The organism is Agreia sp. VKM Ac-1783 (assembly GCF_900177765.1).
In the GTDB taxonomy this organism is placed as follows: domain Bacteria; phylum Actinomycetota; class Actinomycetes; order Actinomycetales; family Microbacteriaceae; genus Agreia.
Window position 1 is genome coordinate 170,582 of sequence record NZ_FXWI01000005.1, and the last position, 23,830, is coordinate 194,411.

The following is a 23,830-nucleotide window of genomic DNA, read 5'->3' on the forward strand; positions in this document are numbered from 1 at the left end:
CCGCTTATGCGGTCGCCTCGCGAAGGGCGATCTCGACCATTTGGATGGCATGGGTCGGCTGAACTCCTAGCCGTCGCGTCAGCGCCGCGAAGTCGGCTGCCGCCATCTCGACGTCGCTCCGAGCCTGGTCGTTCGAGAAGGCGACGATCGTGCCGGCACGGCCTCTCGTCTCTACGATCCCGTCGGACTCGAGCTCTCGGTAGGCACGAGCCACGGTATTCGAGGCGAGGCCGAGATCTGCCGCAAGCCTTCTGACGGTGGGTAGGCGCGTGCCGTGCAGCAGCTGACCGGTGTGAATCAGCTCTTGCAACTGACGTCGGATCTGCTCGTAGGGCGGAATGCCGGAGTTCGGATGGACGGTGATCATCGATGGCTCGATACGACTGGTGCCGAGCCGTCGGCGAGTGCTGATGTGGCAAAAGTGGGGCCCCGGGACCACAACGGGTACAACACTGCCGCTGCGAGGAATGCGGCTCCGGCGCTGGCGGCCAGCCATGGCAGCGAGAGGCCCAGCCCGGGCACAAGCGAAACGTCGAGATTCATGATCACGTCTGCAATCGAGAGGGCAATCGAGGCCAGTCCGAGACCCATTGTGGTCGTCGCCAGGTCTCGTACGGCGAGCCATCGAACCACATCATTGCTCACCAGCTGCGCCTCGTTGCTCGCAATGCTCGGCCTTCCGACGAGAATTCTGCCCAACAGTTCGAACGCGACGAGGGCGGATGCGCCGAGCACAAGCAGCAGGAGAGAGGGAGAAGGAGCAGGGGAGAATCCGCCGAAGCGGGGTGACGTCGCGGTCACCACCGCACTCAGCACTCCGAGCGTTGCGGCGCCGCAGACGGATACCCACGCCGCGGTCCGCAGCCAGGTCGGTGTGGTGTCGGCGAGAGTGGCGCGCTGCACGTGCGCCACTCTGGGCCCTGCGGCCGTGGCGCGGCGGCGGCCCAAGCCGACCCACGAGCATCCGAATGCTGCGCCGGCTGCGGCGCCCAGCACAAGAAGATCGACCGCCGGCCCACGACGGTCGGCGCCTATCCACCAGACGTACAGAGCGGAACCCGAAGTTCCCACTGCGATGCCTACGGCGATCGCAGTCAGTCGGCGCGTCCACCAGCGACGGGTCGCAACCGCAGACTCACTACGTGGTTCTCCTGCGGGAATGTCGCGGACAGCCGCGGTCGCCGCGCGGGTCGTGACCGGTCGCGAGTACGCGAGGAACAGCGTGACAACGGCTACTCCGAGCAGCGTCAGCAGCGTCGGACCGGAAGTAGAACTGAATACCATAGCGCGACCCCTTTGTCTCAATACAAAGAGAGTACTGATACAAAACTTAATACACAACCCTGCGGAGGAGTGCCGGGGCTGCCGCGGCGAACAGGCTCGCGGCCGACCCGCAGCCGACTATGGCGAGGATGAGGTTCGCGTCGCCGCTGATCACGCCCACGACGGCGCCGACCGCTGCCGAGGCGAGCAGTGCCGCCCCGAGCCAGTAGAAACCTCGCCAGAAGAGTCGCCCGAAGAAAAGAAAGTGGAGGCCGACGACCGCCGAGACGAGGGCGATTCTGAACTGGCTCTGCTCGGTGCCGGTCAGAACGAGGTTTCCTCCGACGATGGCGAGCACCTCGGCGACGACGATGATCACGTATGCGCGGGACGAGAACAGGGTGCGACCGCGGGCTGGGCCGCCGTCTCTCGCCGTCCGCGTCAGCCGTCTCACTGCCGCGATGACGATCACGAGGCCGAGCAGGGAGGCGGCGACTTGGATGCAGAGGGCTGCGAAATCTGGCAGACCCGACGACCCCCAGAATCCCCATGCCACACCGAAGGCGCCGGAGATGATCGATCCGATGAGCGACCCTCGGTCGGACGTCGCGATGTCGGCTCGCAGACGCTGGTGTTCAGGCATCTCGTTCATGCGGGCACGATAACACCGCGCCCTGTCCCAGCGTCGTTGGGCGTAGTCTTCAGGCCATGATCGAGTTGCCTGAGCCGCCCCGATTGACCGTGCCGTCGACCGCGCTGAAGACGTCCTACCTCGTCGGCGAGCAGGCAGACATGCGGCATCGCGGATCGGATGCGTCGTGGTTGAAGGATGCGAGCCTCGACTTCGACGCCTATGTCGCCGAGCGAACGGGTGTGCGCGAACGCTGGGGTGTCGCGTCCGAGCTGTTCTGGTTCGCATCGGGGGAGTACTACATCGGCTCGCTCGTGATCAGGCATGAGCTCACCGACGACGAAGGCGGCGGCCACATCGGCTATCACGTCGTCTATCCCTGGCAGCGTCAGGGTCACGCGACCCGGATGCTGCGGGAGGCTTTGGTGAAGTGCGCCGGCCTGGGCATCGAGCGGGCGTTGCTGACGGTCGCGCCCGAGAACGCCGCGTCGATCGAGGTCGTCCGACGCAATGGCGGCGTCGAAGACCTCCTCAACCATGAGGGCGAGATGCGCTTCTGGATCAATACGGTCGCACGGGCTGACGCAGAACCGTCTTGAGCTTCTGCGGCGCCGTTCTGCGAGCGTCGCTCAGATAGACCTCATGGTGCAGCCCGTTGAACGTCAGCCCGTTCTGCGGCAGATACTCGTCGTGAAGTCGAGCGAGGGTCGGCCCTTCGTCGTCGTACGACCCCACGTGCAGAATCTGGATGCTGCGCCCCTCGTCGAGCGTGATCAGTCGCGTCAACGTCAGGGCCGGGTTCGGCTTCTTGGCGGCGACCGTCGAGAGGGCGGCGGCGACGTCGTCTGCCGTGATCCACTCGGGCTGGTTGATCAGCGCCGTCCACCGCCACGAGTCTTTGTCGCGTGACACGAAGGCGTCGGTGTCATCGGCGGTCCAGAGCGCTTCGAGCGGACCCACCACGAAGTCGCGCCCGTGCGCTTTGCTGGCGAACTTGATCGTGTACGAGGTCGAGAACAGTGCTTCGATGGCCGCGGCGTAGGCGGGGGCCGTGTTCGGGTCGCCTTCGCCGTCGACGGCGAGGTAGTTCAGCGGCGGCACCACCACATCGCTGAACGTCGTGGCCGACGGGGAGTAGAGCGCCGCGTGCTCTTTCTTCACGTCGTACTTCTGCATGATCCGCAGACTAACGGGGCCGCGCTGCTGCCGCTACGGAGAGAACGACGAAGACCCGGGTCGTGGACCCGGGCCTTCGTCGTGACGTTCTGATCGAGATCAGTGCTCGTCGTAGTGCTCGCCGTGCGCGGCGTGCTTGTGACCGTCGTGGTTGTAGTCGGTGTGGTCACCGTGCTCGACGGCCTCGTGGCCGCAGTCGGCTCCGTGGGCGTGCTCGTCGACGGTGTGCTCGGCGACGCTCTCGTGCTCGTCGTAGTGGTCGTCGTGCAGAGCGTGGTGGTGGGTGCCGTGCACGTAGTCGGTGTGGCCCTCGTGCTCGACGGCCTCGTGGCCGCAGTCCGCTCCGTGGGAGTGCTCGACGACGGTGTGCTCGGCGTGGATCTCGGTGGTGCTCATGTTCTTACTCTTTCTCTTCGGGTGTGTCTTCGGTGACGTGTGCGATCGCGTCGTCTACGACGTGCGCGATGTGATGGTCGGCGAGCTGATACTCGGCCTCGCGGCCTATTCGGGAGACGGTGATGATGCCCGCCTGACGCAGCGTCTTGAGATGCTGCGATACGAGCGGCTGCGACATCCCGCTGAGACCCGTGAGCTCGCTGACCGTGGCGGGCTTGCTCGACAGGAGCCTCAGCAGGACCAGCCGAGACTCCGACCCCAGCACCTTGAAGAGTGCGGCGGTGGCTTCGAGTCCTGCTTCTGCTGCCATGACTCGAGTTCATCACACGTATAAACAAATGACAATACATTTATGCAATCGATAATGATCGTCATTTACGCCGCGCTAGCCGGGGTGCGAGGCTAGTCGCTGCAGAGTGGACGTGAGTGATGCGCACTCGGTCGTGGTCAGCGTGTTGAAGTAAGCAGCGTCGGCCGATTCGACGTCGCGGGTGGCCGTGTTCGCCAGCTCGACTCCCTGCTTGGTGGGGTGCAAGGCAAAAGCTCGTCTGTCCTCGGGGTGCGGTTCCCGGCGAAGATACCCTTTGGTTTCGAGCGTGCGGAGCACTTGCGAGGTCATCATCACATCGAGTTCGGCGTGCCGCGCGAGATCGCGCTGAGTCACCGGCTGGGTGCGGTCCATCCAGGTGAGCGACGCGAGGAGCACGTATTGAACGTGGGTCAGGTCGTGGGGCGCGAGAGCTGCGCGGATCTGCCTCTGCCACGCGTTACTCGCTCGCCAGAGGGCGAGCCCGGGGCTCGATTGGGCATCCGGATAGTGAGTGTCGAGGTCGCCAGGCATGGTTCTACTCTGAGGGATTTTCCGCCGCAGACAAGAGTTCGGCCATGGCTACCGGGAAGTCGCCGCTGATTTGCGGTCCAAGCGCTGGTCCTACCTCGTCGGAGCCGGGACCGTCGATGAAGAGTGTGTGCGTTACCGTCGTGCCGCCGCCTGGCGCGGGCGTGAGGTCATGTCGAAACGTCAGTTCAAGATCGCCGAAAACCGTTCGGTCGGCATACGTGGTGTCAGTGACCAACGCGACGATCGTCGACTGCATCGGTTCCTGGCCCTGGGGCGTGATCGTGAGCGTCGTTCCGACGGCGAACGGTCCGTGCAGCTCGAAGGAGTCTGAATTGGGGCCGATCGATGTGCCGGAGTGCAGCTTCGTCAGTGCGCCCCAGACCGCTGATGCGCTGGCGGTCGTCGTCTGCTCGTAGTTCGTGGTCCACATGGCAATCCTCCTAGTAGTAAGTGCGCTTACTATATCACTCCGAGGTGTGTCGGCGGAAGCGGCGGCTTATGGCCCGCAGCCGCGCCGCTATAGCTGGCCCACCGACTTTGTCAACGGTTCAAAACGGCTTCGACGCCTGCCGGTAGAACGGAACAGACGAAGGGATCACCATGAGTTCACGGGCATCCTGGACTGCTCCGCATCTGCCCGACGAGGAGTCGGCGCTGCGGCGGGCCAAGCGCCCCCGCAGCATCCTCGCGGGCCCGTACGGGCATCCGTTTCACGCTTTGATGATCACCGTGCCGATCGGCGCCTGGACTGCGAGCCTGGTGTTCGACATCCTCGCTCTGTTCGGCGTGGAGCCCGAGGCCTTCTCGCTCGCTGCGCAATGGCTGGTCGCGATCGGCATTGTCGGCGCACTGCTGGCCGCTGTCTTCGGCCTCATGGATCTCTCGAAGCTGACGAGCGGCACTAGGGCGCGCCTCATCGCCCTCACTCACATGGTCTTCAACACCATCGCGATTCTGCTCTTCGCGGGCAGCTTCATCGTCAGGCTCACGCAGCCGGATCAGGTGAGCGTCGCCGGGTTCGTGCTGAGTGTCGTCGCCATGCTCTGTGTCGGCTTCTCGGGCTTCTTGGGCGGCGAACTGACCTATCGGTACGGGGTGCGAGTGGCCGACGAGGAAACGCAGCAGCGCGGTTACTGATCGCGCCCAACGAAGAGATTAACTCGAAACGCAATCTGCTCGTCGGCGCGATCGGAGTCGGCCTCCTCGCTCTCGTCGTCAATAGATCGGGGCGCCCGAGCCGCTAGCTGCGGCTCCGGGGATGCGTCGGCGCTGCTCTCAGGCGCGTCTGGTGCGCATCGGAGGGCGACCTCTCAGCATCGGGTCATTGTCGGGTGATCGGGACTCGTGTAGGAAAGACAATAGACGATCGTCTAACGAGAATGCTTCCTTCTCGTCGCCTGACCCGAAAGGCTCCCTATGTTCCGCCTGTCCTATCGCTCTACTCTGCTGAGAGGGAGCGTCGTCGCCGCCGTCGCTCTTGCCACGAGCGTCGCCGCCGTCGCTCCGTCTGCCTGGGCTTCGGATTCCGGCGACCGCGTGATTGCTTCCGTCGAGCTTCCGCACGTTCTGCCGACACAGACCAGCGCCGAACAAGCCCAGCGCGCTGTCGAGTACTGGACGCCGGAGCGGATGATGGCTGCGGAGCGGGAGACGGACTCCGGTGAGAGGACGACCGCGACCGGCAGTGACGAGTTCGTCGACTCGGCCGAAGGCACCACGACAACCGCGACGCCGGTGTCTGTGGCCCAACAGGTCGCTGCGGTTTCGCATATCGGCCGTGTCTTCTACACACTCAACGGTATCGATCATGCGTGCAGCGCCAATGTGGTGCAGTCGGCGAACCGCTCCACCGTCGCGACCGCGGGCCACTGCATGACCGGCGACGGCGGATTCTCCGCGAACTCCGTGTTCGTGCCCGCCTATGAGAATGGCGATGCTCCTTACGGAAGGTGGCCGGTCGTTGCCGGCGAAATCGCGGGAGGCTTCACGGAGAACAACGCCGATCAAGCCGACGACACCGGATTCCTCGTGGTTGCGCACGACGACGACGCCGATATCACCAGCGTGGTCGGTGCCTCGCCTGTTGTCTTCAATCAGTCGCAAGCTCAGGAAGGCAGCGTCTTCGGGTACCCGGCCGCGGGTCGCTTCGACGGCGAGACGCTCCAGGCCTGCAGTGGTCAGTTCGCGGCCTATGCCGGCCCGCAACAGATCGACTTGCCCTGTGACATGAACGAGGGCGTGTCGGGTGGGCCGATGTTCGAGGGCGACAGCCCTGAGGGTGCGCAGTTCGCCAACGAAGATGCTCGGTACAACGACTACTCCCACATAATCGGTCCCATCTGGCAGGACAACGAGAAGTCGGCCTACGATCTGGCCGCCGCGATGAATCCAGGCGAATAACCAACCGCGCGTTCGTTCAGCCGACGTGGGTGTGCTGGTCGCCGTCGAGCAGCATGCCGACCGAGGTCGCGCAGGTGTCGCCGCGCCAGGCTTCGATGCCCTCGCGAATGGCGAAGCCCGCGATCACAAGTCCTGCCACCGCGTCTGCCCACCACCAACCGAAGAGACTGTTCAGCACGAGGCCCACGAGCACGGCTGCAGACAGGTCGGTGCAGATCAGTGTCTGCTTCGAGTCTGCGACCGCCGTCGCCGACCCCAGCTCGCGACCGGCGCGCCGTTCTGCCAGCGACAGGAATGGCATGATGACCACGCTCAGGGCCGTGATCACGATGCCGATTGGGGAGTGCCGCACCTCCTCGCCGCCGACGAGTGCCGCGACCGACGACACCATCACGTATGCGGCAAGGGCGAAGAAGGCCACTGCGATCACCCGCAGTGTGCCCTTCTCCCAGTGCTCGGGATCGCGTCGTGTGAACTGCCACGCGACGGCCGCCGCCGACAGAACCTCGATAACAGAGTCGAGCCCGAAACCGATAAGCGCCGCCGACGACGCGAGGGAGCCGGCCGTGATGGCCACGATCGCCTCGACCACGTTGTACGCGATCGTCGCGCCGACGATCAGCCGGATGCGGCGCTGAAGAAGCCGGCGTCTCTCGGGGGCCGCGGCGGGCGCGATCGTCATGCGCACACGCATCCGGGGCCGTCGCAGCAGTCGGGCTCGACGAACAGAACGACCCTCAGCAGTTCGTCGAGGGCGGGCGCAAGGTGCTCGTCGGCCAGCCGGTAGGCGGTGCGTCGGCCCTCGGACAGTGCTTCGACCAGGCCGCATCCGCGCAGGCACGCGAGCTGGTTCGACATGACCTGGCGTGAGACGGCGAGGCGATCGGCCAAATCAGACGGGTAGGCCGGCGCCTCCCGCAGGGCCAGCAGGATGCCGGCGCGGGTCGGATCGCCGAGGGCATGACCCAGCCGAGAGAGTGCTGCGGTGTGCGAGAGCGTTGCAGTGGCCGTGGACATTTCTCGATAGTACAGCGAATCGTGAACTATCGGGTGTGCCGTCCGACGGCTCAGCGGCCGACGAGTCCCAGATGCTGCTCGTTGTAACGCTCGCCTTGAACGCCGAGCCGGGCGGCGATTCCGTCGAGTGCCGCTATATCGTCTGCCGAGAGCACGGCCTGTGTCGAACCGGCGTTCTCGATGACGCGTTCGATTCGTCGGGTGCCGGGGATGGGCGTAATCCACGGTTTCTGCGCGAGCAGCCAGGCGAGCGCGATCTGACCGGGTGTTGCGCCTCGGTCGGCGGCGAGCTTCACCACGTGGTCGACGAGTGCCTGGTTCACCGCGCGGTTTTCTGCCTCGAACCGGGGAATCGTGCCTCGCACGTCGCCCTCGGAGAAGGGCGCGCTCGTGTCGATCGTTCCGGTGAAGAAGCCTTTGCCGAGCGGGCTGAAAGGCACGAAGCCGATGCCGAGCTCCTCGAGCACGGGCAGCACCTCGGGTTCGGGGTCTCTCGTCCACAGCGAGTATTCGCTCTGAACAGCGGTCACCGGAAACACCGCGTGCGCCCGCCGAATGGTCGACGCCGATGGTTCTGACAGGCCGAAATGCCGCACCTTGCCGGCCTTCACCAACTCGCCAACGGCGCCGGCGACGTCTTCGATGGGAACGTCGGGGTCGACCCGGTGCTGGTAGAAGAGGTCGATCACATCGGTGCGGAGACGGCGAAGCGACGCGTCGGCGACTGCGCGAATCTGCTCGGGTCTGCTGTCGAGTCCCTCCGACCTGCCGTTCTGGATGTTCCACCCGAACTTGGTCGCGATGACCACCTGGTCGCGCAGGGGCTCCAGGGCCTCGCCCACCAGTTCCTCGTTGTCGTAAGGGCCGTACACCTCGGCCGTGTCGAAGAAGGTGATCTGCTGATCGACCGCGCCGCGCAGCACCTCGATCATCTCGTCGCGGCTGCCGGGGTTGGGGCCGTAGCTCTGCGACATGCCCATGCAGCCCAGGCCGATCGCCGACACCGTGAGTCCTTGGCCGAGGGTGCGTGTGTGCATGGATCTCCCGCTTTCTCACTGAGCTGTGCGACCATTCTGTCTCGCCGGGGCATCCGCTGGTCGCATATCGACCTAACTCGGCGCCGTTGGGTCGATTCGTGACAGACGGATGCGCTCTCGATAGCGGATGTCGCCGCTCAGATCGTGATCGACACCTCGACCGCGTGGTCCGCCTCGGTCTCGCCGAGGGAGACCTGGCGCACCTCACGCCCGGTGAAGGTGATGCCGCGCTCGGCCAGCCCGTCGAAGAGGGCCACGATCGCGGGATGGGTCGCTCCGTCGGCGAGGGTCTCTCCACGGGTAGGTCGCCACAGAGCCGTGAGCTCGGTGCGCTCGGGCAGCACGCCGACGGATGCCTGTGGCCCCACGGTCTGCACGTCGAGTTCCGTCGCGGTCGGCCAGCAGAGAACCAGCTCGACGGCATCCTGATCACGACCCCGGAGGGCCGTCCAGGGCTGGCCGTCAGGGGAGACACCGGCGTTCTGCAGAATGCCGAACAACTCGCCGAATGCGGCGTTGGCGTCGTCATTGCTCTGATCGACGTCGTCATCCAGCCCGACCTCGAGCACCCGAGCGATATAGGGCCGCTCGGGCATCCGTCGTTCGCTCACCACGACAGGAACGGCGAGCCCGCGCAGTTCGGCCTCTGCCGCGTCGAATGCGCGATCCTCTGCCGCACGGTCGGCCAGAATCTGTCGCCGCTGCGCGTCGAGCGCATCGAGGGCGGCATCGGATGCGATCGCCTGGGTGACCGCGGGAAGCGGTACGCCCGCCTCGCGCAGCGCCCGAACAACGACGCCCGCGCGAACCTGGCCCTCGTCGTACTCTCGATACCCCGAGAGCTCGTCGACATCCGCCGGAGGCAAGACGCCCCTGTCGTCGTAGTGCCGCAGCGCCTTCACGCTCAAACCTGTTATGCCGGAGAACTCGCCGATCTTCATCATGAGTCCAGCATCGCGGCTCCCCCAAGGGGAGGGTCAAATCGAAGGACAGAAATGGCTCAGTTGGCGCCTAGGAGGCGGGTGACCTTCTCGTAGAACTCGGCGGGATCACCCGCAAGCGACGCTTTGACCATCTGGGTCCAGTCGTCGACGATCACCTCGATCTTTCCGGCCGTCACACCATCGAGCGAGAGGCGGGCGACGTCCCGCGGGTCGGTCTTCGGGCCGTCGTACGATGCCATGAGGTCGGTATCCGCTGCGCCGAGCAGAACGCCCTGCACAAGCGTTCCCTGGGCGGCGAGTTCGAGCCGAACACCATTGGTCATGTTCCACTCGGCCGCTTTCGCTGCGGCGTAACCTCCTGCGCCCGGGCCGGAGAACCATGACAGGGCCGAGAGCACGTTCACGATGGCTCCTCCGCCATGGGCTGCCAAGACCGGTGCGAACTCCCGGATCACATCGAGCGTTCCCCAGAAGTGTGTGTCGAGCTCGCGTCGGATCTCGCTCAGTTCGCCCGTGACAAGCCGTGCTCCGGTCGAGATGCCGGCGTTGTTCACCAGCACGGTCACGTCGTTCGCGACTGCTGCGGCGGCGGCGACGGACTCGTGATCCAGCAGGTCGAGCCGCAGGGGAACGACGCGGGCGTCGTCGAACTCCAGTGTTTCGGGGCGTCGCGCCGTGGCGTAGACCTTGGATGCGCCGCGTTCGAGCAACTCGAGAACGAACTGTCGGCCGATGCCGCGGTTGGCTCCGGTGACGAGGGCGACCTGATCTGTGATCTTCATGGTGTGTTGGTGCTTTCTGGGTAGAGCGTCGATGCTGCGGAGCGGATGCTCGACAGCCATCGACTACGCTAAATGTTGACGTTGACGTCAAGGTCAAATGCAACCGGCACATTCCCGGAACTATTTTTGAAATGAAGGACACTCATGCGAATAGGAGAGGTCGCCCGCCAAGCCGGTGTCAGCACACGAGCGCTTCGCTATTACGAAGAGCAGGGCTTGCTCGGGTCTGAACGCACCCCCACCGGTCAACGCAGCTACGCCGAATCGGCGGTCGAACGAGTGCAGCTGATCCAGCAGTTCTTCACTGCTGGCCTGCCCAGCCGAACGATCCATCAGTTGCTGCCCTGCGTCGACAGCGGGCACGCTACGGCCGAGGTCTTCGAGGTGCTCGAGACGGAGCGACAGCGAATCACTGCCGCGATGGCCGATCTGGCTGCCGCCCGCGATGCGCTCGACCGCATGATCGACATGGCCCACAACCCGACCCCAGAACACTGCCCCGCTCTGCGGTAACGCCTCGTCGCTCACGCTGCGCGATACTCTGGACACCATTCCCCGCTGAACGCTGAGCGGTCTGACGCCCCCACCCCAAGGAGACGCCCATGTCGGTCGGCCTGCTCGCCGTCGTCGATGACATTCTGACCGCCGCCCTCAAAGCGAGCGCCAAGACAGCCGGAGTCGTGATCGATGACGCGGCCGTCACGCCGCAGTACGTTCAGGGTCTGACGCCCGCTCGTGAACTGCCGGTCGTGTGGAAGATCGCGCTCGGAAGCCTGGTCAACAAGTTCGTCATCATCATTCCGATCGCGTTGCTGCTCTCGGCGTTCGCGCCCTGGGTGCTGCCGTTCCTGCTCATCATCGGAGGCACATACCTGTGCTTCGAGGGGGCTGAGAAGGTGACCGAGTGGTTCGGTGTGCATCACGAGGCTGCCGATGAAGAGCAGAAAACCGAGAAGAAGCTCGTCTTCGGCGCCATTCGCACCGACCTCATTCTGAGCACCGAGATCATGCTCATCGCGCTCGACAGCCTCGACCCCGACTTCGGCATCTGGCTCACGCTCGGCGCGCTCATCGTCATCGGCCTCGGCATGACTCTGCTGGTCTACGGCGCCGTGGCGCTGCTGGTGAAGATCGACGACATCGGGCTGCGTTTTATGAAGAGTGAGTCTCGTGGCGTGCGCCGCTTCGGTGCCCGCGTCGTGGCCGCGATGCCCGCCGTCTTCCGCGTCATCAGCATCGTGGGCACCGTCGCCATGCTCTGGGTCGGTGGCCACCTGGTGATCACGAATCTGGCTGAGACGTTCTGGCACGGTCCGTACGACCTGCTTCACGTGATCACGCACGCCGTCGAGGCCGCCGGCCCCGTCATCGTCTGGCTCGCCGACACCGCGGTGTCGTTCGTGTTCGGACTGGTGCTCGGCATGGTCATCGTCGTGATCCTTACCGGCATCTCGCGCCTGCGAAACCGCAACCAGCCGGCATCCGTCGCACACTGATCGGCCGACTCATCCGGCCGCGAGGCGATCGAGTCTTCAGCCCTGCCAGAGCGCGAGCTTCGGCGGGTTCATCGAGATCCAGACGTCGGCGACCAGAAGCTCGTCGAGTTGGCCGAATCGGATGCGCGGGGCCGGGCGCGCGATCTCGCCGGCCCCCGAGAAGAGCGGCTCATCGACCTCGTGCGATCGTATGCCTCGGTCGAGGGGCTGCGGGCGCCGATCATCTCGATCCCGCTACCGGGCGGGATGGGCGCCGCCATGCGCAGCGGGGCACTGCTTCCAGGCCCGGATGCGCAGCTCGGCACGCTCACGTTCTCGGAGTGGATGCGCTCTCGATAGCAGGGTTCGAGGCAGGCGAAGCGGGTCGTCTGCCCCATCCGCGCGAGAAATGGTAGCCCCTTCATTTGCTTGAGTCGGATTCACATTGCGCAGTACGGTGGCCGCAGAATGCGGCGCCCCAGACCCCGGTGCCGAGGAGTGATCATGGGAAAACTGATCTATGGTGATGCAGAAATCGAGATCGAGTTCGACGATCGCGCGTTGACGCACGTTCAACTCGTTTTGGGCTCCAAGCTTCGGCGCGGAGAGAGTTTCTTCTTCTCGTGGAAAGACGCCGTCGCCGCCGCTCGGGCCTACTGCGCCGACCGAGAGGGGGCGGATGCGGCGATCGACTGACGCGGTCGAGCTGATCTGCCGCTGGCCTCCGATCGAGGTGACAGTTCGGTTCACTCGAACTGGCAACACGGCGGCTCGAGCTCGCGCAAAGTGGAAACACGAGGCCGCTCGCAGTTGCGTGGTTGTCGGCACGTGTCCAGGGTTAAGGGTGTGACCATCACTACGCCTACGCTCCCGCGCGCGACCTCGCCCTCGATGAAGCCGACCTCGCTCGGCCGGGTGGTGCTCATCGCCTGCGCGGTGATCGCCGCAGCGTCGCTCGCGACCGTCATGATCGCTCTGCCGGGAGGGGCGCCGACATCGCCCGATCCCGGTGCACCGGTCGTGCCCTGGTGGGTCGTCCTTCTGCCCGCGGTCGTCGGAATCGCGCTTGTGACCGTGCTGCCGCTGCGGGCTCCTGCTCAACCCGCCGTCGTCGAGAACAGGTCCCGTCACGCCGCAGCGACATGGAGTCTGCTGGCGCTCGCCATCGCATTCCCGCTCGTTTCCGGGGTGTTCGATCTGGGCGGGGGAGAAGGCTACGTGCTCGCGAAGCTGGTTCTTCTCATAGCGATTCCCGCCGTGATCGTCGGTGTTCTGCGCGGTATGCGTCTGGAGAGAGTTCGAGGCTCGTGGCGCTGGTGGGCGGCGGCCGTTGTGGTGGCGGTATGGGCGCTACTCTCGCAGGTTGCGCCCTGGAACCCTCGGCCAGATTTGTCGGGCATCGACCCTGTCGTTCTCGTCGTGACAGCAACGGCGACGGCGATCACAGCGGGGGTGGGCGAAGAACTCTTCTACCGCCGGTGGCTACAGACCCGCCTCGAGGCTTCACTGGGTGTCTGGCCTGGCATCGCGCTCGCATCGTTCGGGTTCGCCCTGATGCACCTGGGCTCTCACTCGACGGGCGCGCCTGTTCTCGACGTCGCGCGCGTCGTCGTCGCGCAGGGGTCGTTCGGACTCTTCCTGGGAGTGCTCTGGTGGAAGTATCGCAACCTGACGGCGATCGTCGCCGCCCACGTGATCATGAACGGGTGGCCCGTCGCGGCTGAGCTAGTGAGTTAACGGTCCTGCAGAAAAAACGGTGGCTCAGGCCGGCTGCCACAACTCGATGCGGTTTCCCTCTGGATCGGTGACCCAGCCGAACCTGCCGACTCCATCCATGTTCTCTACGCGGGAGTCGACGTCGGCGCCGCGGGAGCGAAGCTGTTCGAGCATCGCGTCGAGGTTTGGCACCCGAAAGTTCAGCATCACCTGCTGCTTCGCCGATCCGAAATAGTCGCTGCCTCTCTCGAACGCTGCGAAGACCGTCGGCCCGGACTCCTGCTGCCACGGAGCGGTCGGGTCGACACCCACGCCGAGATTGTCGCGGTACCAGGCCGTGAGTGCGTCGGGATCAACGGAACGAATAAAGACGCCGCCGATGCCGAGAACATTTTCCATGCCGCCATACTGCCGCGGGCGGCGACGCTCGTCCAGCGCCAATTCGGGGCTCGGAGGTCCATAGACTCTTGCGTTATCGGCAAGAGTCCATGCCATCAAGCCAACACGCGCTTAGCGTTGAACCATGTCCTCAACACACTTCCCCCCACTAGCCCCGACCCTCGACGACCACGCCGATGTGGTCGTCGTCGGGGGCGGCGCTGCCGGTCTCGCCGCGTCGATCGCCCTCGCTCGCTCCCGCCGCTCCGTGATCGTCGTCGACGCGGGGCAGCCGCGCAACGCTCCCGCGGCGGGGGCGCACAACGTGCTCGGCCACGAGGGCATCCCTCCGCTCGAGCTGCTCGCGAGCGGCCGAGCCGAAGCCGAAGCGTACGGCGTTCGCATCCTGAACGGCCTCGTGACCGGCGCATCCGGTGTCGCTGACGCCTTCACGCTCGAGATCGACGGCGGCGCGACCTGCGTCACGGCTCGTCGCGTCATTCTCGCAACGGGGTTGGTCGACGATCTGCCCGACATTCCCGGAGTCGGAGAGGCATGGGGGCACAGCGTTCTGCACTGTCCGTTCTGCCACGGTTGGGAGGTGCGCGACCAGCGCATCGCCGTGATCGGGCGGAGCGAGAATGCCATGCATCAGGTGCTGCTGTTCAGCCAGCTCAGCGACGACGTCGCGCTGTTTCTGCACGACGCGCCCGAGCCCAGCGACGAGCAGTGGGAGCAGCTCGCCGCGCTCGGCGTACGGGTCGTGACCCCGCGGGTAAAGCGGCTCGTCGTCGATGGCGCCCAAGTGCGCGCGGTCGAGGTGGATGGCGGTCGGTCGTTCGAGATGGATGCCGTCGTCGTCGCGCCCGTGTTTCTCGCGCGCACGGAGCTCTTCGAGGCACTCGGAGGGGAGCGCACGATCACCTCGTTCGGCGAGCACGTCGAAGGCGACCCCCGGGGAGTGACCGCCGTGCCGGGCGCTTTCGTCGCCGGCAACACGGGACAGCCCATGGCGATGGTCGCCGCCGCGGCAGCATCGGGGGTCATGGCCGGGGCCGCCGCGCACGGAGACCTCGCGGCCGCAGACCTGGCGCGAGCCGTGGCACGGCGGGCGCGGCCGTTCTCATCAGCGATGGAGCAGAGAGCCACCGAGGCGGTTCTCGGCGATCGGCGACACGGGATCTGAGGTCAGTTCGCGGCTGCGGTGTAGCGTTCGGCCAGTTCGCCGAACGCCGTCGCCAGCTGCGGGGGTTCGACGACCTCTATCGATGCATCGAACCGTCCGAGCGAGGCGGCCAGCGCTCTCCACGACCACGACCCGGCGGTCAGGCTGCAGCTGTCGCCGCCGACGTCCTCGACGACTCCATCGCCAGCGAACGGCAGCACGTCGCGCGCGGGCAGGCCGAGAATCACGGTGCCTCGGCACGGCCACGAATTGGCGCTCGCGGAACCTTTGAATCGCGCCGAGACGAACGTGCGCGCATCGCCGCCCGGCACCTCGCGCCGAACGAAGCGCGGCCCGGTCGGCGTGCGTGGTCGGATGCGATCGGCTCGGAAGACCCGCCAGTCCGCCCTGTCGAGATCCCAGGCCAACAGGTACCAGCGCCCGCTCGCGGTGATGAGGTGGTGCGGTTCGACGCGACGGGGTGGTTGAGGGGCCGCGGCCGCGGCGTCGCCGCCGTCTACTCGGCTCGAGTCCGATCCACTGCTCTCGTAGTCGAAGCGCAGCACCTCGCGCCCCCGCACCGCCGCCGAGAGGGCGATCAGCGCATCCGGTGTCACCGAGACCTTCGCCGATTGGCCCGCCGCCGCTATCGCCTCGAACTCGAGCGCGTCGAGCCTGTGCCGCAACCGCGACGGCATGACCTGCCGAACCGTCGTCAGCGCGCGCAGGGCTGCCTCCTCGACCGCGACACCGCTCACGGCCGCCGCCTTCAGCGCCACGGCCAGCGCGACGACCTGCTCGTCGTCGAACAGTAGCGGCGGCAACTCGCTGCCCGCGTCGAGGCGGTATCCGCCATCCGGCCCCATCGTGGCCTGGATGCTGTAGCCCATCTCGCGCAAGCGATCGACGTCACGGCGCACCGTGCGGTGACTGATGTCGAGTCGCTCTGCGAGCAGGGCTCCCGGCCAGTCGCGCCGGGTCTGCAGCAGAGACAGCAACGTGAGGAGTCGCGAGGTCGAGGCCATGTTCCGATCCTAGATCCGGTCTAGGACAAGAACTGGCCTATACCGCTGCGACAGTGGATGTCGTCGGGCAACCGCGCCGGCACCCTCACCGTCAGGAGCAGTCATGAGCATCACCACCACAACCCACCTCAACTTCGCCGGCCAGGCGCGCGAGGCGCTCGAGTTCTACCACTCGGTCTTCGGTGGCAGCATCACGATCGCCAGCTACAGCGACTTCGGCATGCCCGCCGAGGCTCCGGGAGCTCAGAACGTGGTCTTCGGCCAGGTCGAGAGCGAGGCCGGCTTCCGGGTCATGGCCTACGACATCCCGGGGCAGGCGGGCGATGCTCCGGATGCCGCTGGCGCGGCCACCGCTGACATCGCGGCCGGTGCGGGCACTCGTCGCGCCGGCACTCACCGCGAGAACGGCATGACCATCACTGATCAGTCGTTCTTCGTGTCGGTGCGCGGCGAGACTCTCGCCGAAGTCGAGGGCTATTGGAGCGCGCTGTCGGTCGGCGCATCCATCGTCGAGCCGCTGGCAGCATCCGCCTGGAGCCCGGGCTTCGGCATGCTCACCGACAGCTTCGGTGTGACCTGGATCCTCGACGTGGCGGCGGCCTATCCGGCTGAGTAGTCGTAGCTGAAGCGCGGTGAGATGTCGCAGATGGCCGGCTGCGCTCGAGTCGCGCGCGCCATCTGCGACATGTCACCTGTTCGTGCGGATGCGTCGCGCATTGATGGCGATGCACGCGAGCACGAGGGCGATGATCCCGGCCGCTGCTGCGACGAGTGCTTCGGAGTCGAGGTGTGTCGAGAGGGGCAGCAGAATCCAGGGCAAGACGATGCCTGCCGGACCCCAGGCCACGATCTCTCCCCACGGAGCGCGGTAGCGCAGCGATTCAGCAGCGCTCGCCACGAAGAACAGGCTGATTCCGGCGCTGAGGGAGACCGCGGCGCCCGGAGCCAGGTGGTGTCCGGCTTCGGCGACCGCTGTGCCCAGCGCCGACGCGAACAGCGTGATGCCTGCCACCAACAGGAACGGCAGGTACATCACCGTGTCGCGCAGTCCGCCGACGTTCCCGCGCAATTGCAGTCTCTTCAACCCGCTCTCGACAGATGAGGTGGCGTAGGTGAAGTAGAACCAGGCGAGCATCGAGACGGCCGCGAACCCCAGGAGGGCGGCGAGGCCCGATATCGGCGTCCAGTGCGAGTCGAGCTCGGCGATGGTGGTCAAGACCGACTCGCCGAAGACGATCACCACGAGCAGGCCCACGCGTTCGGCGAGGTGATCGACGTCGAGTGCTGTGCGCAGCCAGGCTTGTTCGCCGTTGAGGAAGACGAGCAGCACGACCTCGACCGCCACCGCTGCGGCCCACAGCGCGTACTGCCAGGGTGGCGCGACCGCGATCGAGGCCAACCACAGCGCTGCTGGGATGCCGCAGTAGAGCGCCGAGCGCCACCACGGAGCGCCTATCGTGCGGCGATTGATGAGCCACGGCACCGCCCAGATGATCCGGATGACGGCGTTGCCGATCGCGAATGCGCCGGCTCGATCACCGAGGACATCCGGAACCGACGCAGCCATCACGCCGATCGAGAGCATGGCGATGGTGACGGAGATCCACATGGTGGCGCTTACGCGCGCGCCGAAGAGGTTCATCGTGAGGGTCGCGTTCACCCACGCCCACCAGGCGGCGGCGAGAAAACCGACGAAGACCAGCGCGTCCATCCACGATGGATCGCCGTGCATCGTGTGGGCGATCTGGCCGATGTAGGCCACGATCACGAGGTCGAAGAACAGCTCGAGCCAGTGCACTCGCCGGCTGGTGCCCGTGATCGTCTGTGTCGTCGACATGGCGTACACCTCCGGAGGAAGCAGTGGAGCCGGTGAGGGAATGTATGGCCGAGCATAGACCGTCGATAGCATTCCGCCGAGGCAGGGACTGGCCTAGGTTATGAGTCATGGCAGACACATTCGAACAGGCACAGGCGCGCGTCCTCGCGCTCAACAGCGACGAGCTCCCGTTCGTCTACCAGGCCGCGCCGTATGGCATCCAGGCGGTGTGGAAGTACGCGGATGTGAAGTGGGCGGCGATCACCGCGGCCGGCACCATCGACTCCTCCTACGAGCTGCGGGTCACGCTCGACGGCGCCGAGGCGCAGTGGGAGTTCGACGAGACCGACACGCAGAGCGAGTCGAGAATCCGAAGCACGGGCGGGGGCGGATTCAGCATCGGCGGCTCGACCTCGACTTTCAAGGGTCGGGAGAGCAAGAAGAGCTTCTCGTTCGGAGTCGGGTCAGCCGCTCGCACGACCGACCGCCAGGGCACCCACGACGGATTCACGTATGGATACTCGTTCACGACCGACGAGATCAAGCAGCCGCTGATCGCAGCGCTCGAACAGGGTGGCTGGGAGGCCAAGAAGAAGGGCCTCTTCGGCAAGCTCTTCGGGGGCTGAGTGCCGGGCGCTACACCACACCAGATGCGCCGAGCAGCGCTCCGACCGAATAGGTCGCGATGAGCGCCAAGGCTCCACCGAGCACCACTCGTGTCACCGCGCGGATCCGCGAGCTGCCGCCGATCTGCGCCGAGACGGCGCCCGTGATGGCGAGGGCCACGAGCACGGCGACGAACGTCACCGGCACGCGCCACTCGGGAGGGGGAAGCAGGATCGCCAGCAGGGGCAGGATCGCTCCGATCGTGAAGGCCGCTGCTGAGGCCGCCGCCGCGTGCCAGGGGCTCACCACGTCGCTCTCGTCGATGTTGAGTTCCGCCGACAGGTGCGCCGCGAGGGCGTCGTGCTGGGTGAGTTCGACCGCGACCTGGTGGGCCGTCTCCTCGCTGAGACCCTTCGCTCGGTAGAGTCCAGCGAGTTCCTCGAGCTCTTCCTCCGGCATCTGCTCGAGCTCCTGTCGTTCCTTCGCGATGAGGGCCCGCTCGCTGTCGCTCTGGCTGCTCACCGAGACGTACTCCCCGAGCGCCATAGAGATTGCTCCGCCGACGAGGCCGGCGATGCCCGCGGTGAGGATGGGCCCAGAGTCGCTCGTGGCGCCGGCGACGCCGACCACGATGGATGCCACGGAGACGATGCCGTCGTTGGCGCCGAGCACCCCGGCGCGAAGCCAGTTGAGTCGCTGGGCGAGGCCGCTGCGGTGCGGCTCATTGTCGTGAGCCGCGACTTCTGTCGCCGCGGGATCGCCGGGGATATCGGTGGACATATCGCCACCTAAGCACTCTCGGTCCGCCCGAACAACGTCGGTAAGCCTCACCACACCGGCATCCGCGCCAGTTCGGTGCATTCGCTCCTAGACGACCAGGGGCGGATCGACCGAACAGGCGCGGATGTGGCTACTCCCGGTTGAGCGTCGGGAGTGCGTCGACGAGGGGCGCGAGTTCGGGCATGTCACGGGCCTCGCTCAGCGCGCGCTCCAACGTCTGCTCATGCACCGGACGAGCGTCGGCGAGCAGCGCCTGGCCCGGCTCGGTCAGCTCGGTGTAGATCCCGCGTCGATCGTCGGCGCACAGTACGCGGGTGAGCAGTCCGCGCTCTTCGAGCCGGTTCACGAGACGCGTCGTGGCGCTGGGGCTGAGAGCCGTGGCGCGGCCCAGCTGCTGCATGCGCATGTGCCAGCCGTGCTGGCGGCTGAGCGCATCCAGAACCGTGTATTCAACAACCGAGAGATTGACGCCCGAGGTGAGCGCGCGCTCGAGTTCGCTCTCGATGAGTCCGTGCAGAGCGGCCAGCGTGCGCCAGCCCTGAGAGCGGATCTCGACGGCGTCGTCTGCGATTCCCATGGTTCCTCCGGTGCTCCGACAAAGTAGTTGCTTGCGCGGCATAAATGCGTGTGCAATGATTTAGCCCGCGCTTGCAAATACTAGCGTACGCGCTCTACCCGAGTGCGTGAAGCCTCATCGAATCGCACACGGAGTCACGCATGCCCCTCGGTCTCATCGCCCTTGCCATCGGAGGGTTCGGAATCGGACTCACCGAGTTCGTCATCATGGGTCTGCTGCCCGAGGTGGCGAGCGAATTCGCTGTCACCGAGGCGGCGGCGGGGTGGCTCATCACCGGCTATGCCCTCAGCGTCGTCGTCGGTGCTCTTGCGATTCCCGCGCTCGTCACTCGCCTGCCGCGCAAGAACGTGCTTAAGGGTCTGCTCGCGCTCTTTGTGGCCGGCAACCTCATCTCGGCCGTGGCGCCCAGCTATGAACTGATGCTGTCAGGCAGAGTCGTGGCCGCGCTCTGCCATGGAGCATTCTTCGGCATCGGTTCGGTCGTTGCGGCCGGCATGGTCGCCCCGAACAAGAAGGCCAGTGCGATCGCCATCATGTTCACGGGCTTGACCGCGGCCAATGTGCTCGGTGTTCCGTTCGGCACGTTCCTCGGTCAGGCTTTCGGATGGCGCTCCACGTTCTGGGCCATCACGGTCATCGGCGTGATCGCGCTCGCCGGCATCCTCGCCCTGGTACCCCGTTCGGCGGGCGCCGCGGCCGACGCCCCGAGCTTGCGCGCAGAGCTCGGTGCCTTCCGCGCCCCTCAAGTCTGGTTCTCGATCGCCATCACCGTGCTCGGCTACGGGGGAATGTTCGGCGCCTTCACCTATATCGCCTACGTGCTCACCGACGTATCGGGCTTCGCCTCGAGCGCCGTTCCGTGGCTGCTGGTGTTGTTCGGAGTGGGGCTGTTCATCGGCAACTTCGTGGGCGGCAAGGCAGCAGACAGGGCTCTGGATGCGACGCTCATCGTCGTTCTGGCGGCCCTCGCGGTCGTGCTGCTCGCCTTCGCCCTGACGGCCCAGAGCCAGCTCGCCACGATCATCGCCCTCTTCTTCATGGGAGGTTTCGGGTTCGCCTCCGTTCCGGCTCTGCAGATGCGCGTGATGCGCTCGGCCGGCTCCGGCGCCGCCACCCTCGTCTCGGGAGCGAACATCGGAGCTTTCAACCTGGGCAACGCTCTCGGCGCGTGGCTCGGCGGACTCGCCATCGCGGCGGGGCTCGGTTACACAGCACCGATCTGGGCGGGAGCGGGGCTCACTCTCCTGGCGCTCGCGGTGGTCATTCCCGCTGCGGCTGCCGTGAAGCGCTCCGCCTCGCCCACGGATGCGGACGTTGCTGCTCCGGTCTGCGCCGGTTCGGGGCATCCGCTGCCTGTCGACCGGTAGCGAGTGGCCGGAGTTGGCGCCGATACCCACCCTCGACGATGGCGCCTCTCAGTGGGCCTGGCTGCCCAGCTCGATCACGAGCACGCCCACCGCGATCAACGCGATTCCGGCGAGCATGCGGGGCGTGAGCCGTTCTTTGAAGAAGACGCGCGCTCCGATCGCGGTCAGGGCGACACCGGATGCGGCCCAGATTCCATAGGCGATCCCGACGGGCATGCCGGCCGACAGCGAGAAGGTCAGCAGGGTGAAGGCCGTGATGTAGAAGACGGCGACGGGAGCGATCCACCTCTTCTTGCGCAGGCCTTCGGAGGCGCGGAGCGACATGGTCGCGGCGACTTCGGTGATGATGGCGCCGATGAGCAGAAGCCAGATCATGACCCGACCTCCGTCTTCGTCTTCTCGGATCGCGGATGGCCGGTCTCGACCAGCACGACGCCGGCGACCACGATGACGATGCCGAGGCCGATCAGAAAGGTGAATGCCTCGCCGAAGACGAGTGACGCGAAGACCGCGGTCAGGGCGACGCCCGCAGCGGCCCAGATGCCGTAGACGACTCCGATGGGGGCGCCGATGCGCAGAAGGTGCGACAGGGCGATGAACGCTCCGATGTAACCGAGCACCGCGAGAATCGCCCACCATGGGTCGTCGAGCGCCGCGCGAAGAGACAGGGTCGCCGTCACCTCCAGCAAAATCGCGCCCGTGAGAACCAGCCACTTTCTCATTCGGGGTTCCTCTCGATGAGCGCGAGCAGTCGCCCGACGAGTTCGGTGCGGCGATCCGCGTCGAGGGTCAGGATGCCTGTGGACTCTGCGATCCAGAGGCCGTTCGCCGCGAGCCACACGAGAAGGAGGCCTGTGCTGTCTCGAGCGTCGAAGTCGAACCAGGTGTGCAGGTAGTCGAGCCACGGCTGCGAGAGATCGGGCCTGCGCACCGCTTCGGAGAAGACCACGAACTCGCCCGAAGTGACGCCGCCTTCGCTCGCGAACCGCACAAAGGCGTCGACGCGCTGCTCGAGGCTCGATTCGGCGAGGGGCACGGAGAGTACTTCTTGGAGTTCGGCCTGCCAGCGCTCGATCACGTGCTCGATGACGGCCACCATCATGGCGTCTTTGCTGGGGAAGTGGTACATCAGGCCCGCTTTGGTCAGCCCGGCCTCCGTTGCCACCGACTGATAGGTGATGTCCGCGCCTCCGCTGGCGTCGACGACTCTCAATGCGGCGTTCAGTATGTCTTCTCGTGAACTCGATCTCATGACGACAACTGTACCGTACGTACGGTATAGTTTGCTTGAGGGATCCTGAGAGCGCCGAACGGAAGGCGTCAAGATTCCGGCCTCGCCCGCTCGGATTCCGTTAGGACGCCTTCACGGCCGACGATGACCGGCGTAGACCTGCATCTGTGACCCTCACTTCTCTTCTCCCCTCGCTCAGAAAAAGCATCCCCGACCCGTTCGTCATCGATCGCTGGCCCGAGTGGACGCATCTCACCACCACCGATGTCGTCGTCTCGGGAGTGTCGCTGCTGCGCCTCGTCGAGCTCTGCGACACCCCGTGCGTGCACATCGCGGCCGCCGTGGTGCCGGGCACGCACGGGCGACCGTCAGACATCGAGCAGTCGTCGGTCGTCGTGGCGAGAGTCGTCGAGATCGCCGCCGACGGCGTGCTGGTTCTGGATGCCGACATCACGCGCGTGCAGGCTCACGCGTCGGAGGCGCGCCTCATCGGCCGCGTGTCGACGCAGCACTCGGTGCCCTTCTCGCTCTCTTCCGAGCAGTCCGCGGTGCTGCCTGCCGACCTCCGCGTCGACGACCTCATCGCTATCCCGTGCCGCGGTGCGGTCTGCCGTCGTCAGCTGCGGTCGGGCGGGGTCTCGTGAGCCTCATGTCCACCGTCGCGCGCTATGGGCGCACCCAGAAGCGCGGCCTCGATCGACGATTCTGGCCGCGCGATGCACAGGCGCTCGGAGACGACATCCGGGTCGTCGGGGAATCGATGGTCGGCATGGCGCGAGCCGTCGGAACGCCGTGCACTCGCGTCGTCGAGGCGATCGATCGGGGTGAGTCGGCGATCGATCGAGAGGGCGAATCCCAGCGGTTCTGCGCGGTCGTCGTGGCCGCGGTTGAGCTCGTCACGCCCTCGAGTGACGGCGCGGGCGCCGATATCTGGCTTGACGCGGAGCTCGACGGATGCGAGCCCGTCGCCGAGGCGGTGCGGCTGATCGGTCGCCGTTCGTCGGATGCGCAGTGCGCGTTCACCCTTCGACCCACGCCGCGGCGGGGCGAGCTGCGCGCGACGCTGCCTGCGGACATCCGGGCCGGCGACCTGCTGGCATTCGTCGTGGAGCAGCCCGTTGCCCTGCACGACATTCGGCGACGTTCGTGGCACCGGGAGCGTCTGATCTGACGCGAGTAGGGCCCGAGGCGGACAAGGGGTACAGGT

At 66.1% G+C, this 23,830-nt stretch carries 35 protein-coding genes; 14 read left to right on the forward strand and 21 right to left on the reverse strand.

All coding sequences use genetic code 11. From position 1 onward, the window contains the following. Nucleotides 1-4: 4 nt before the first annotated feature. The 3 genes from CCK87_RS16585 to CCK87_RS16595 are packed head-to-tail and all read right to left on the reverse strand — an operon-like array spanning nt 5 to nt 1,915. Nucleotides 5-367 (reverse strand): GntR family transcriptional regulator, encoded by a 363-nt coding sequence (locus CCK87_RS16585; protein WP_086462529.1) that lies wholly within the window; start codon nt 365-367, stop codon nt 5-7. After that, entirely contained in the window at nt 364-1,284 is a 921-nt protein-coding gene (locus CCK87_RS16590) for a hypothetical protein (RefSeq protein WP_086462530.1), read from the reverse strand. The genes CCK87_RS16585 and CCK87_RS16590 overlap by 4 nt, the downstream gene beginning before the upstream one ends. Nucleotides 1,285-1,330: 46 nt before the next feature. Next, the gene (locus CCK87_RS16595; RefSeq protein WP_086462531.1) at nt 1,331-1,915 is read right to left on the reverse strand and encodes a hypothetical protein; all 585 of its coding nucleotides are present in this window, start codon (nt 1,913-1,915) and stop codon (nt 1,331-1,333) included. Between the two features lie 56 nt (nt 1,916-1,971). On the opposite strand from CCK87_RS16595, the gene CCK87_RS16600 reads away from it, so the two are divergent. Continuing rightward, nucleotides 1,972-2,493: a GNAT family N-acetyltransferase gene (locus tag CCK87_RS16600; protein WP_086462532.1), complete on the forward strand. Its 522-nt coding sequence runs from the start codon at nt 1,972-1,974 to the stop codon at nt 2,491-2,493. On the opposite strand, the gene CCK87_RS16605 is transcribed toward CCK87_RS16600, so the two are convergent. The 5 genes from CCK87_RS16605 to CCK87_RS16625 all read right to left on the reverse strand — a co-directional run bounded on the left by CCK87_RS16605 (nt 2,456) and on the right by CCK87_RS16625 (nt 4,737). After that, nucleotides 2,456-3,070 carry a GyrI-like domain-containing protein gene (locus CCK87_RS16605; RefSeq protein ID WP_086462533.1) on the reverse strand — a complete coding sequence of 205 codons (615 nt, stop codon included), beginning with the start codon at nt 3,068-3,070 and terminating at the stop codon, nt 2,456-2,458. The two genes, CCK87_RS16600 and CCK87_RS16605, sit on opposite strands and share 38 nt — an antisense overlap. A gap of 99 nt (nt 3,071-3,169) precedes the next feature. Then, the gene (locus CCK87_RS16610; RefSeq protein ID WP_086462534.1) at nt 3,170-3,466 is read right to left on the reverse strand and encodes a hypothetical protein; all 297 of its coding nucleotides are present in this window, start codon (nt 3,464-3,466) and stop codon (nt 3,170-3,172) included. Nucleotides 3,467-3,470: 4 nt separating this feature from the next. After that, a complete protein-coding gene (locus CCK87_RS16615; RefSeq protein ID WP_086462535.1) occupies nt 3,471-3,776 on the reverse strand; it encodes a metalloregulator ArsR/SmtB family transcription factor in 306 nt (101 codons plus the stop codon). Between the two features lie 75 nt (nt 3,777-3,851). After that, complete coding sequence (locus CCK87_RS16620; protein ID WP_086462536.1) at nt 3,852-4,307, reverse strand: MarR family transcriptional regulator; 456 nt, start codon at nt 4,305-4,307, stop codon at nt 3,852-3,854. A 4-nt stretch (nt 4,308-4,311) separates the two neighbouring features. Next, complete coding sequence (locus CCK87_RS16625) at nt 4,312-4,737, reverse strand: polyketide cyclase (RefSeq protein WP_086462537.1); 426 nt, start codon at nt 4,735-4,737, stop codon at nt 4,312-4,314. A 170-nt stretch (nt 4,738-4,907) separates the two neighbouring features. Here CCK87_RS16625 and CCK87_RS16630 point away from each other — a divergent pair, with 170 nt between their 5' ends. Then, nucleotides 4,908-5,444 carry a DUF2231 domain-containing protein gene (locus CCK87_RS16630; protein ID WP_086462538.1) on the forward strand — a complete coding sequence of 179 codons (537 nt, stop codon included), beginning with the start codon at nt 4,908-4,910 and terminating at the stop codon, nt 5,442-5,444. A gap of 279 nt (nt 5,445-5,723) precedes the next feature. After that, nucleotides 5,724-6,707 (forward strand): hypothetical protein, encoded by a 984-nt coding sequence (locus tag CCK87_RS16635; RefSeq protein ID WP_086462539.1) that lies wholly within the window; start codon nt 5,724-5,726, stop codon nt 6,705-6,707. Between the two features lie 16 nt (nt 6,708-6,723). Here the strand turns inward: CCK87_RS16635 and CCK87_RS16640 are convergent, their stop codons facing one another. The 5 genes from CCK87_RS16640 to CCK87_RS16660 form a co-directional block, all read right to left on the reverse strand. Continuing rightward, entirely contained in the window at nt 6,724-7,389 is a 666-nt protein-coding gene (locus CCK87_RS16640) for a cation transporter (protein ID WP_086462626.1), read from the reverse strand. Continuing rightward, nucleotides 7,386-7,724 carry a metalloregulator ArsR/SmtB family transcription factor gene (locus CCK87_RS16645; protein ID WP_086462540.1) on the reverse strand — a complete coding sequence of 113 codons (339 nt, stop codon included), beginning with the start codon at nt 7,722-7,724 and terminating at the stop codon, nt 7,386-7,388. Before CCK87_RS16645 ends, CCK87_RS16640 begins: the two co-directional genes overlap by 4 nt. A gap of 50 nt (nt 7,725-7,774) precedes the next feature. Next, entirely contained in the window at nt 7,775-8,761 is a 987-nt protein-coding gene (locus CCK87_RS16650; protein ID WP_086462541.1) for an aldo/keto reductase, read from the reverse strand. Nucleotides 8,762-8,898: 137 nt separating this feature from the next. After that, on the reverse strand, nt 8,899-9,705 hold the full coding sequence (locus CCK87_RS16655; RefSeq protein WP_086462542.1) for a MerR family transcriptional regulator: 807 nt from the start codon (nt 9,703-9,705) through the stop codon (nt 8,899-8,901). 56 nt (nt 9,706-9,761) lie between these two features. Then, nucleotides 9,762-10,487 (reverse strand): SDR family oxidoreductase, encoded by a 726-nt coding sequence (locus CCK87_RS16660; RefSeq protein WP_086462627.1) that lies wholly within the window; start codon nt 10,485-10,487, stop codon nt 9,762-9,764. Between the two features lie 144 nt (nt 10,488-10,631). Here CCK87_RS16660 and CCK87_RS16665 point away from each other — a divergent pair, with 144 nt between their 5' ends. The 5 genes from CCK87_RS16665 to CCK87_RS16685 all read left to right on the forward strand — a co-directional run bounded on the left by CCK87_RS16665 (nt 10,632) and on the right by CCK87_RS16685 (nt 13,699). Continuing rightward, nucleotides 10,632-11,000 carry a MerR family transcriptional regulator gene (locus tag CCK87_RS16665; RefSeq protein WP_086462543.1) on the forward strand — a complete coding sequence of 123 codons (369 nt, stop codon included), beginning with the start codon at nt 10,632-10,634 and terminating at the stop codon, nt 10,998-11,000. A gap of 89 nt (nt 11,001-11,089) precedes the next feature. Then, entirely contained in the window at nt 11,090-11,983 is an 894-nt protein-coding gene (locus tag CCK87_RS16670) for a DUF808 domain-containing protein (RefSeq protein WP_086462544.1), read from the forward strand. A gap of 108 nt (nt 11,984-12,091) precedes the next feature. Then, a complete protein-coding gene (locus CCK87_RS16675) occupies nt 12,092-12,322 on the forward strand; it encodes a hypothetical protein (protein WP_086462545.1) in 231 nt (76 codons plus the stop codon). Between the two features lie 144 nt (nt 12,323-12,466). Further along, the gene (locus CCK87_RS16680) at nt 12,467-12,658 is read left to right on the forward strand and encodes a hypothetical protein (protein WP_140162911.1); all 192 of its coding nucleotides are present in this window, start codon (nt 12,467-12,469) and stop codon (nt 12,656-12,658) included. 150 nt (nt 12,659-12,808) lie between these two features. Continuing rightward, the gene (locus CCK87_RS16685; RefSeq protein WP_249273954.1) at nt 12,809-13,699 is read left to right on the forward strand and encodes a CPBP family intramembrane glutamic endopeptidase; all 891 of its coding nucleotides are present in this window, start codon (nt 12,809-12,811) and stop codon (nt 13,697-13,699) included. Nucleotides 13,700-13,723: 24 nt separating this feature from the next. Here the strand turns inward: CCK87_RS16685 and CCK87_RS16690 are convergent, their stop codons facing one another. Then, the gene (locus CCK87_RS16690) at nt 13,724-14,077 is read right to left on the reverse strand and encodes a VOC family protein (protein WP_086462548.1); all 354 of its coding nucleotides are present in this window, start codon (nt 14,075-14,077) and stop codon (nt 13,724-13,726) included. A 124-nt stretch (nt 14,078-14,201) separates the two neighbouring features. On the opposite strand from CCK87_RS16690, the gene CCK87_RS16695 reads away from it, so the two are divergent. After that, nucleotides 14,202-15,242: an NAD(P)/FAD-dependent oxidoreductase gene (locus tag CCK87_RS16695; protein ID WP_086462549.1), complete on the forward strand. Its 1,041-nt coding sequence runs from the start codon at nt 14,202-14,204 to the stop codon at nt 15,240-15,242. A gap of 2 nt (nt 15,243-15,244) precedes the next feature. On the opposite strand, the gene CCK87_RS16700 is transcribed toward CCK87_RS16695, so the two are convergent. After that, entirely contained in the window at nt 15,245-16,246 is a 1,002-nt protein-coding gene (locus CCK87_RS16700; RefSeq protein WP_086462550.1) for a WYL domain-containing protein, read from the reverse strand. 103 nt (nt 16,247-16,349) lie between these two features. On the opposite strand from CCK87_RS16700, the gene CCK87_RS16705 reads away from it, so the two are divergent. Next, on the forward strand, nt 16,350-16,862 hold the full coding sequence (locus CCK87_RS16705; protein ID WP_086462551.1) for a VOC family protein: 513 nt from the start codon (nt 16,350-16,352) through the stop codon (nt 16,860-16,862). Nucleotides 16,863-16,934: 72 nt separating this feature from the next. On the opposite strand, the gene CCK87_RS16710 is transcribed toward CCK87_RS16705, so the two are convergent. Continuing rightward, nucleotides 16,935-18,083, reverse strand: coding sequence for a low temperature requirement protein A (locus CCK87_RS16710; protein ID WP_170927336.1), 1,149 nt, complete (start codon nt 18,081-18,083; stop codon nt 16,935-16,937). A gap of 107 nt (nt 18,084-18,190) precedes the next feature. Between CCK87_RS16710 and CCK87_RS16715 the strand changes: the two genes are divergently transcribed. Next, nucleotides 18,191-18,688: a hypothetical protein gene (locus CCK87_RS16715; protein WP_086462553.1), complete on the forward strand. Its 498-nt coding sequence runs from the start codon at nt 18,191-18,193 to the stop codon at nt 18,686-18,688. Nucleotides 18,689-18,698: 10 nt separating this feature from the next. Here the strand turns inward: CCK87_RS16715 and CCK87_RS16720 are convergent, their stop codons facing one another. Continuing rightward, nucleotides 18,699-19,448, reverse strand: a complete 750-nt coding sequence (locus CCK87_RS16720) for a VIT family protein (RefSeq protein ID WP_086462554.1) — start codon at nt 19,446-19,448, stop codon at nt 18,699-18,701. A gap of 130 nt (nt 19,449-19,578) precedes the next feature. Continuing rightward, a complete protein-coding gene (locus CCK87_RS16725) occupies nt 19,579-20,025 on the reverse strand; it encodes a MarR family transcriptional regulator (protein WP_086462555.1) in 447 nt (148 codons plus the stop codon). A gap of 140 nt (nt 20,026-20,165) precedes the next feature. Here CCK87_RS16725 and CCK87_RS16730 point away from each other — a divergent pair, with 140 nt between their 5' ends. Beyond that, nucleotides 20,166-21,392, forward strand: a complete 1,227-nt coding sequence (locus CCK87_RS16730) for an MFS transporter (protein WP_086462556.1) — start codon at nt 20,166-20,168, stop codon at nt 21,390-21,392. A gap of 48 nt (nt 21,393-21,440) precedes the next feature. Here CCK87_RS16730 and CCK87_RS16735 read toward each other — a convergent pair whose 3' ends face one another. The 3 genes from CCK87_RS16735 to CCK87_RS16745 are packed head-to-tail and all read right to left on the reverse strand — an operon-like array spanning nt 21,441 to nt 22,644. After that, nucleotides 21,441-21,767 (reverse strand): multidrug efflux SMR transporter, encoded by a 327-nt coding sequence (locus CCK87_RS16735; protein ID WP_170927337.1) that lies wholly within the window; start codon nt 21,765-21,767, stop codon nt 21,441-21,443. After that, the gene (locus CCK87_RS16740; protein ID WP_086462557.1) at nt 21,764-22,114 is read right to left on the reverse strand and encodes an SMR family transporter; all 351 of its coding nucleotides are present in this window, start codon (nt 22,112-22,114) and stop codon (nt 21,764-21,766) included. The genes CCK87_RS16735 and CCK87_RS16740 overlap by 4 nt, the downstream gene beginning before the upstream one ends. Beyond that, nucleotides 22,111-22,644 carry a TetR family transcriptional regulator gene (locus CCK87_RS16745; protein WP_086462558.1) on the reverse strand — a complete coding sequence of 178 codons (534 nt, stop codon included), beginning with the start codon at nt 22,642-22,644 and terminating at the stop codon, nt 22,111-22,113. The genes CCK87_RS16740 and CCK87_RS16745 overlap by 4 nt, the downstream gene beginning before the upstream one ends. A gap of 146 nt (nt 22,645-22,790) precedes the next feature. On the opposite strand from CCK87_RS16745, the gene CCK87_RS16750 reads away from it, so the two are divergent. After that, a complete protein-coding gene (locus tag CCK87_RS16750) occupies nt 22,791-23,267 on the forward strand; it encodes a hypothetical protein (RefSeq protein WP_086462559.1) in 477 nt (158 codons plus the stop codon). 5 nt (nt 23,268-23,272) lie between these two features. After that, on the forward strand, nt 23,273-23,794 hold the full coding sequence (locus CCK87_RS16755; protein WP_086462560.1) for a hypothetical protein: 522 nt from the start codon (nt 23,273-23,275) through the stop codon (nt 23,792-23,794). Nucleotides 23,795-23,830: the final 36 nt, after the last annotated feature.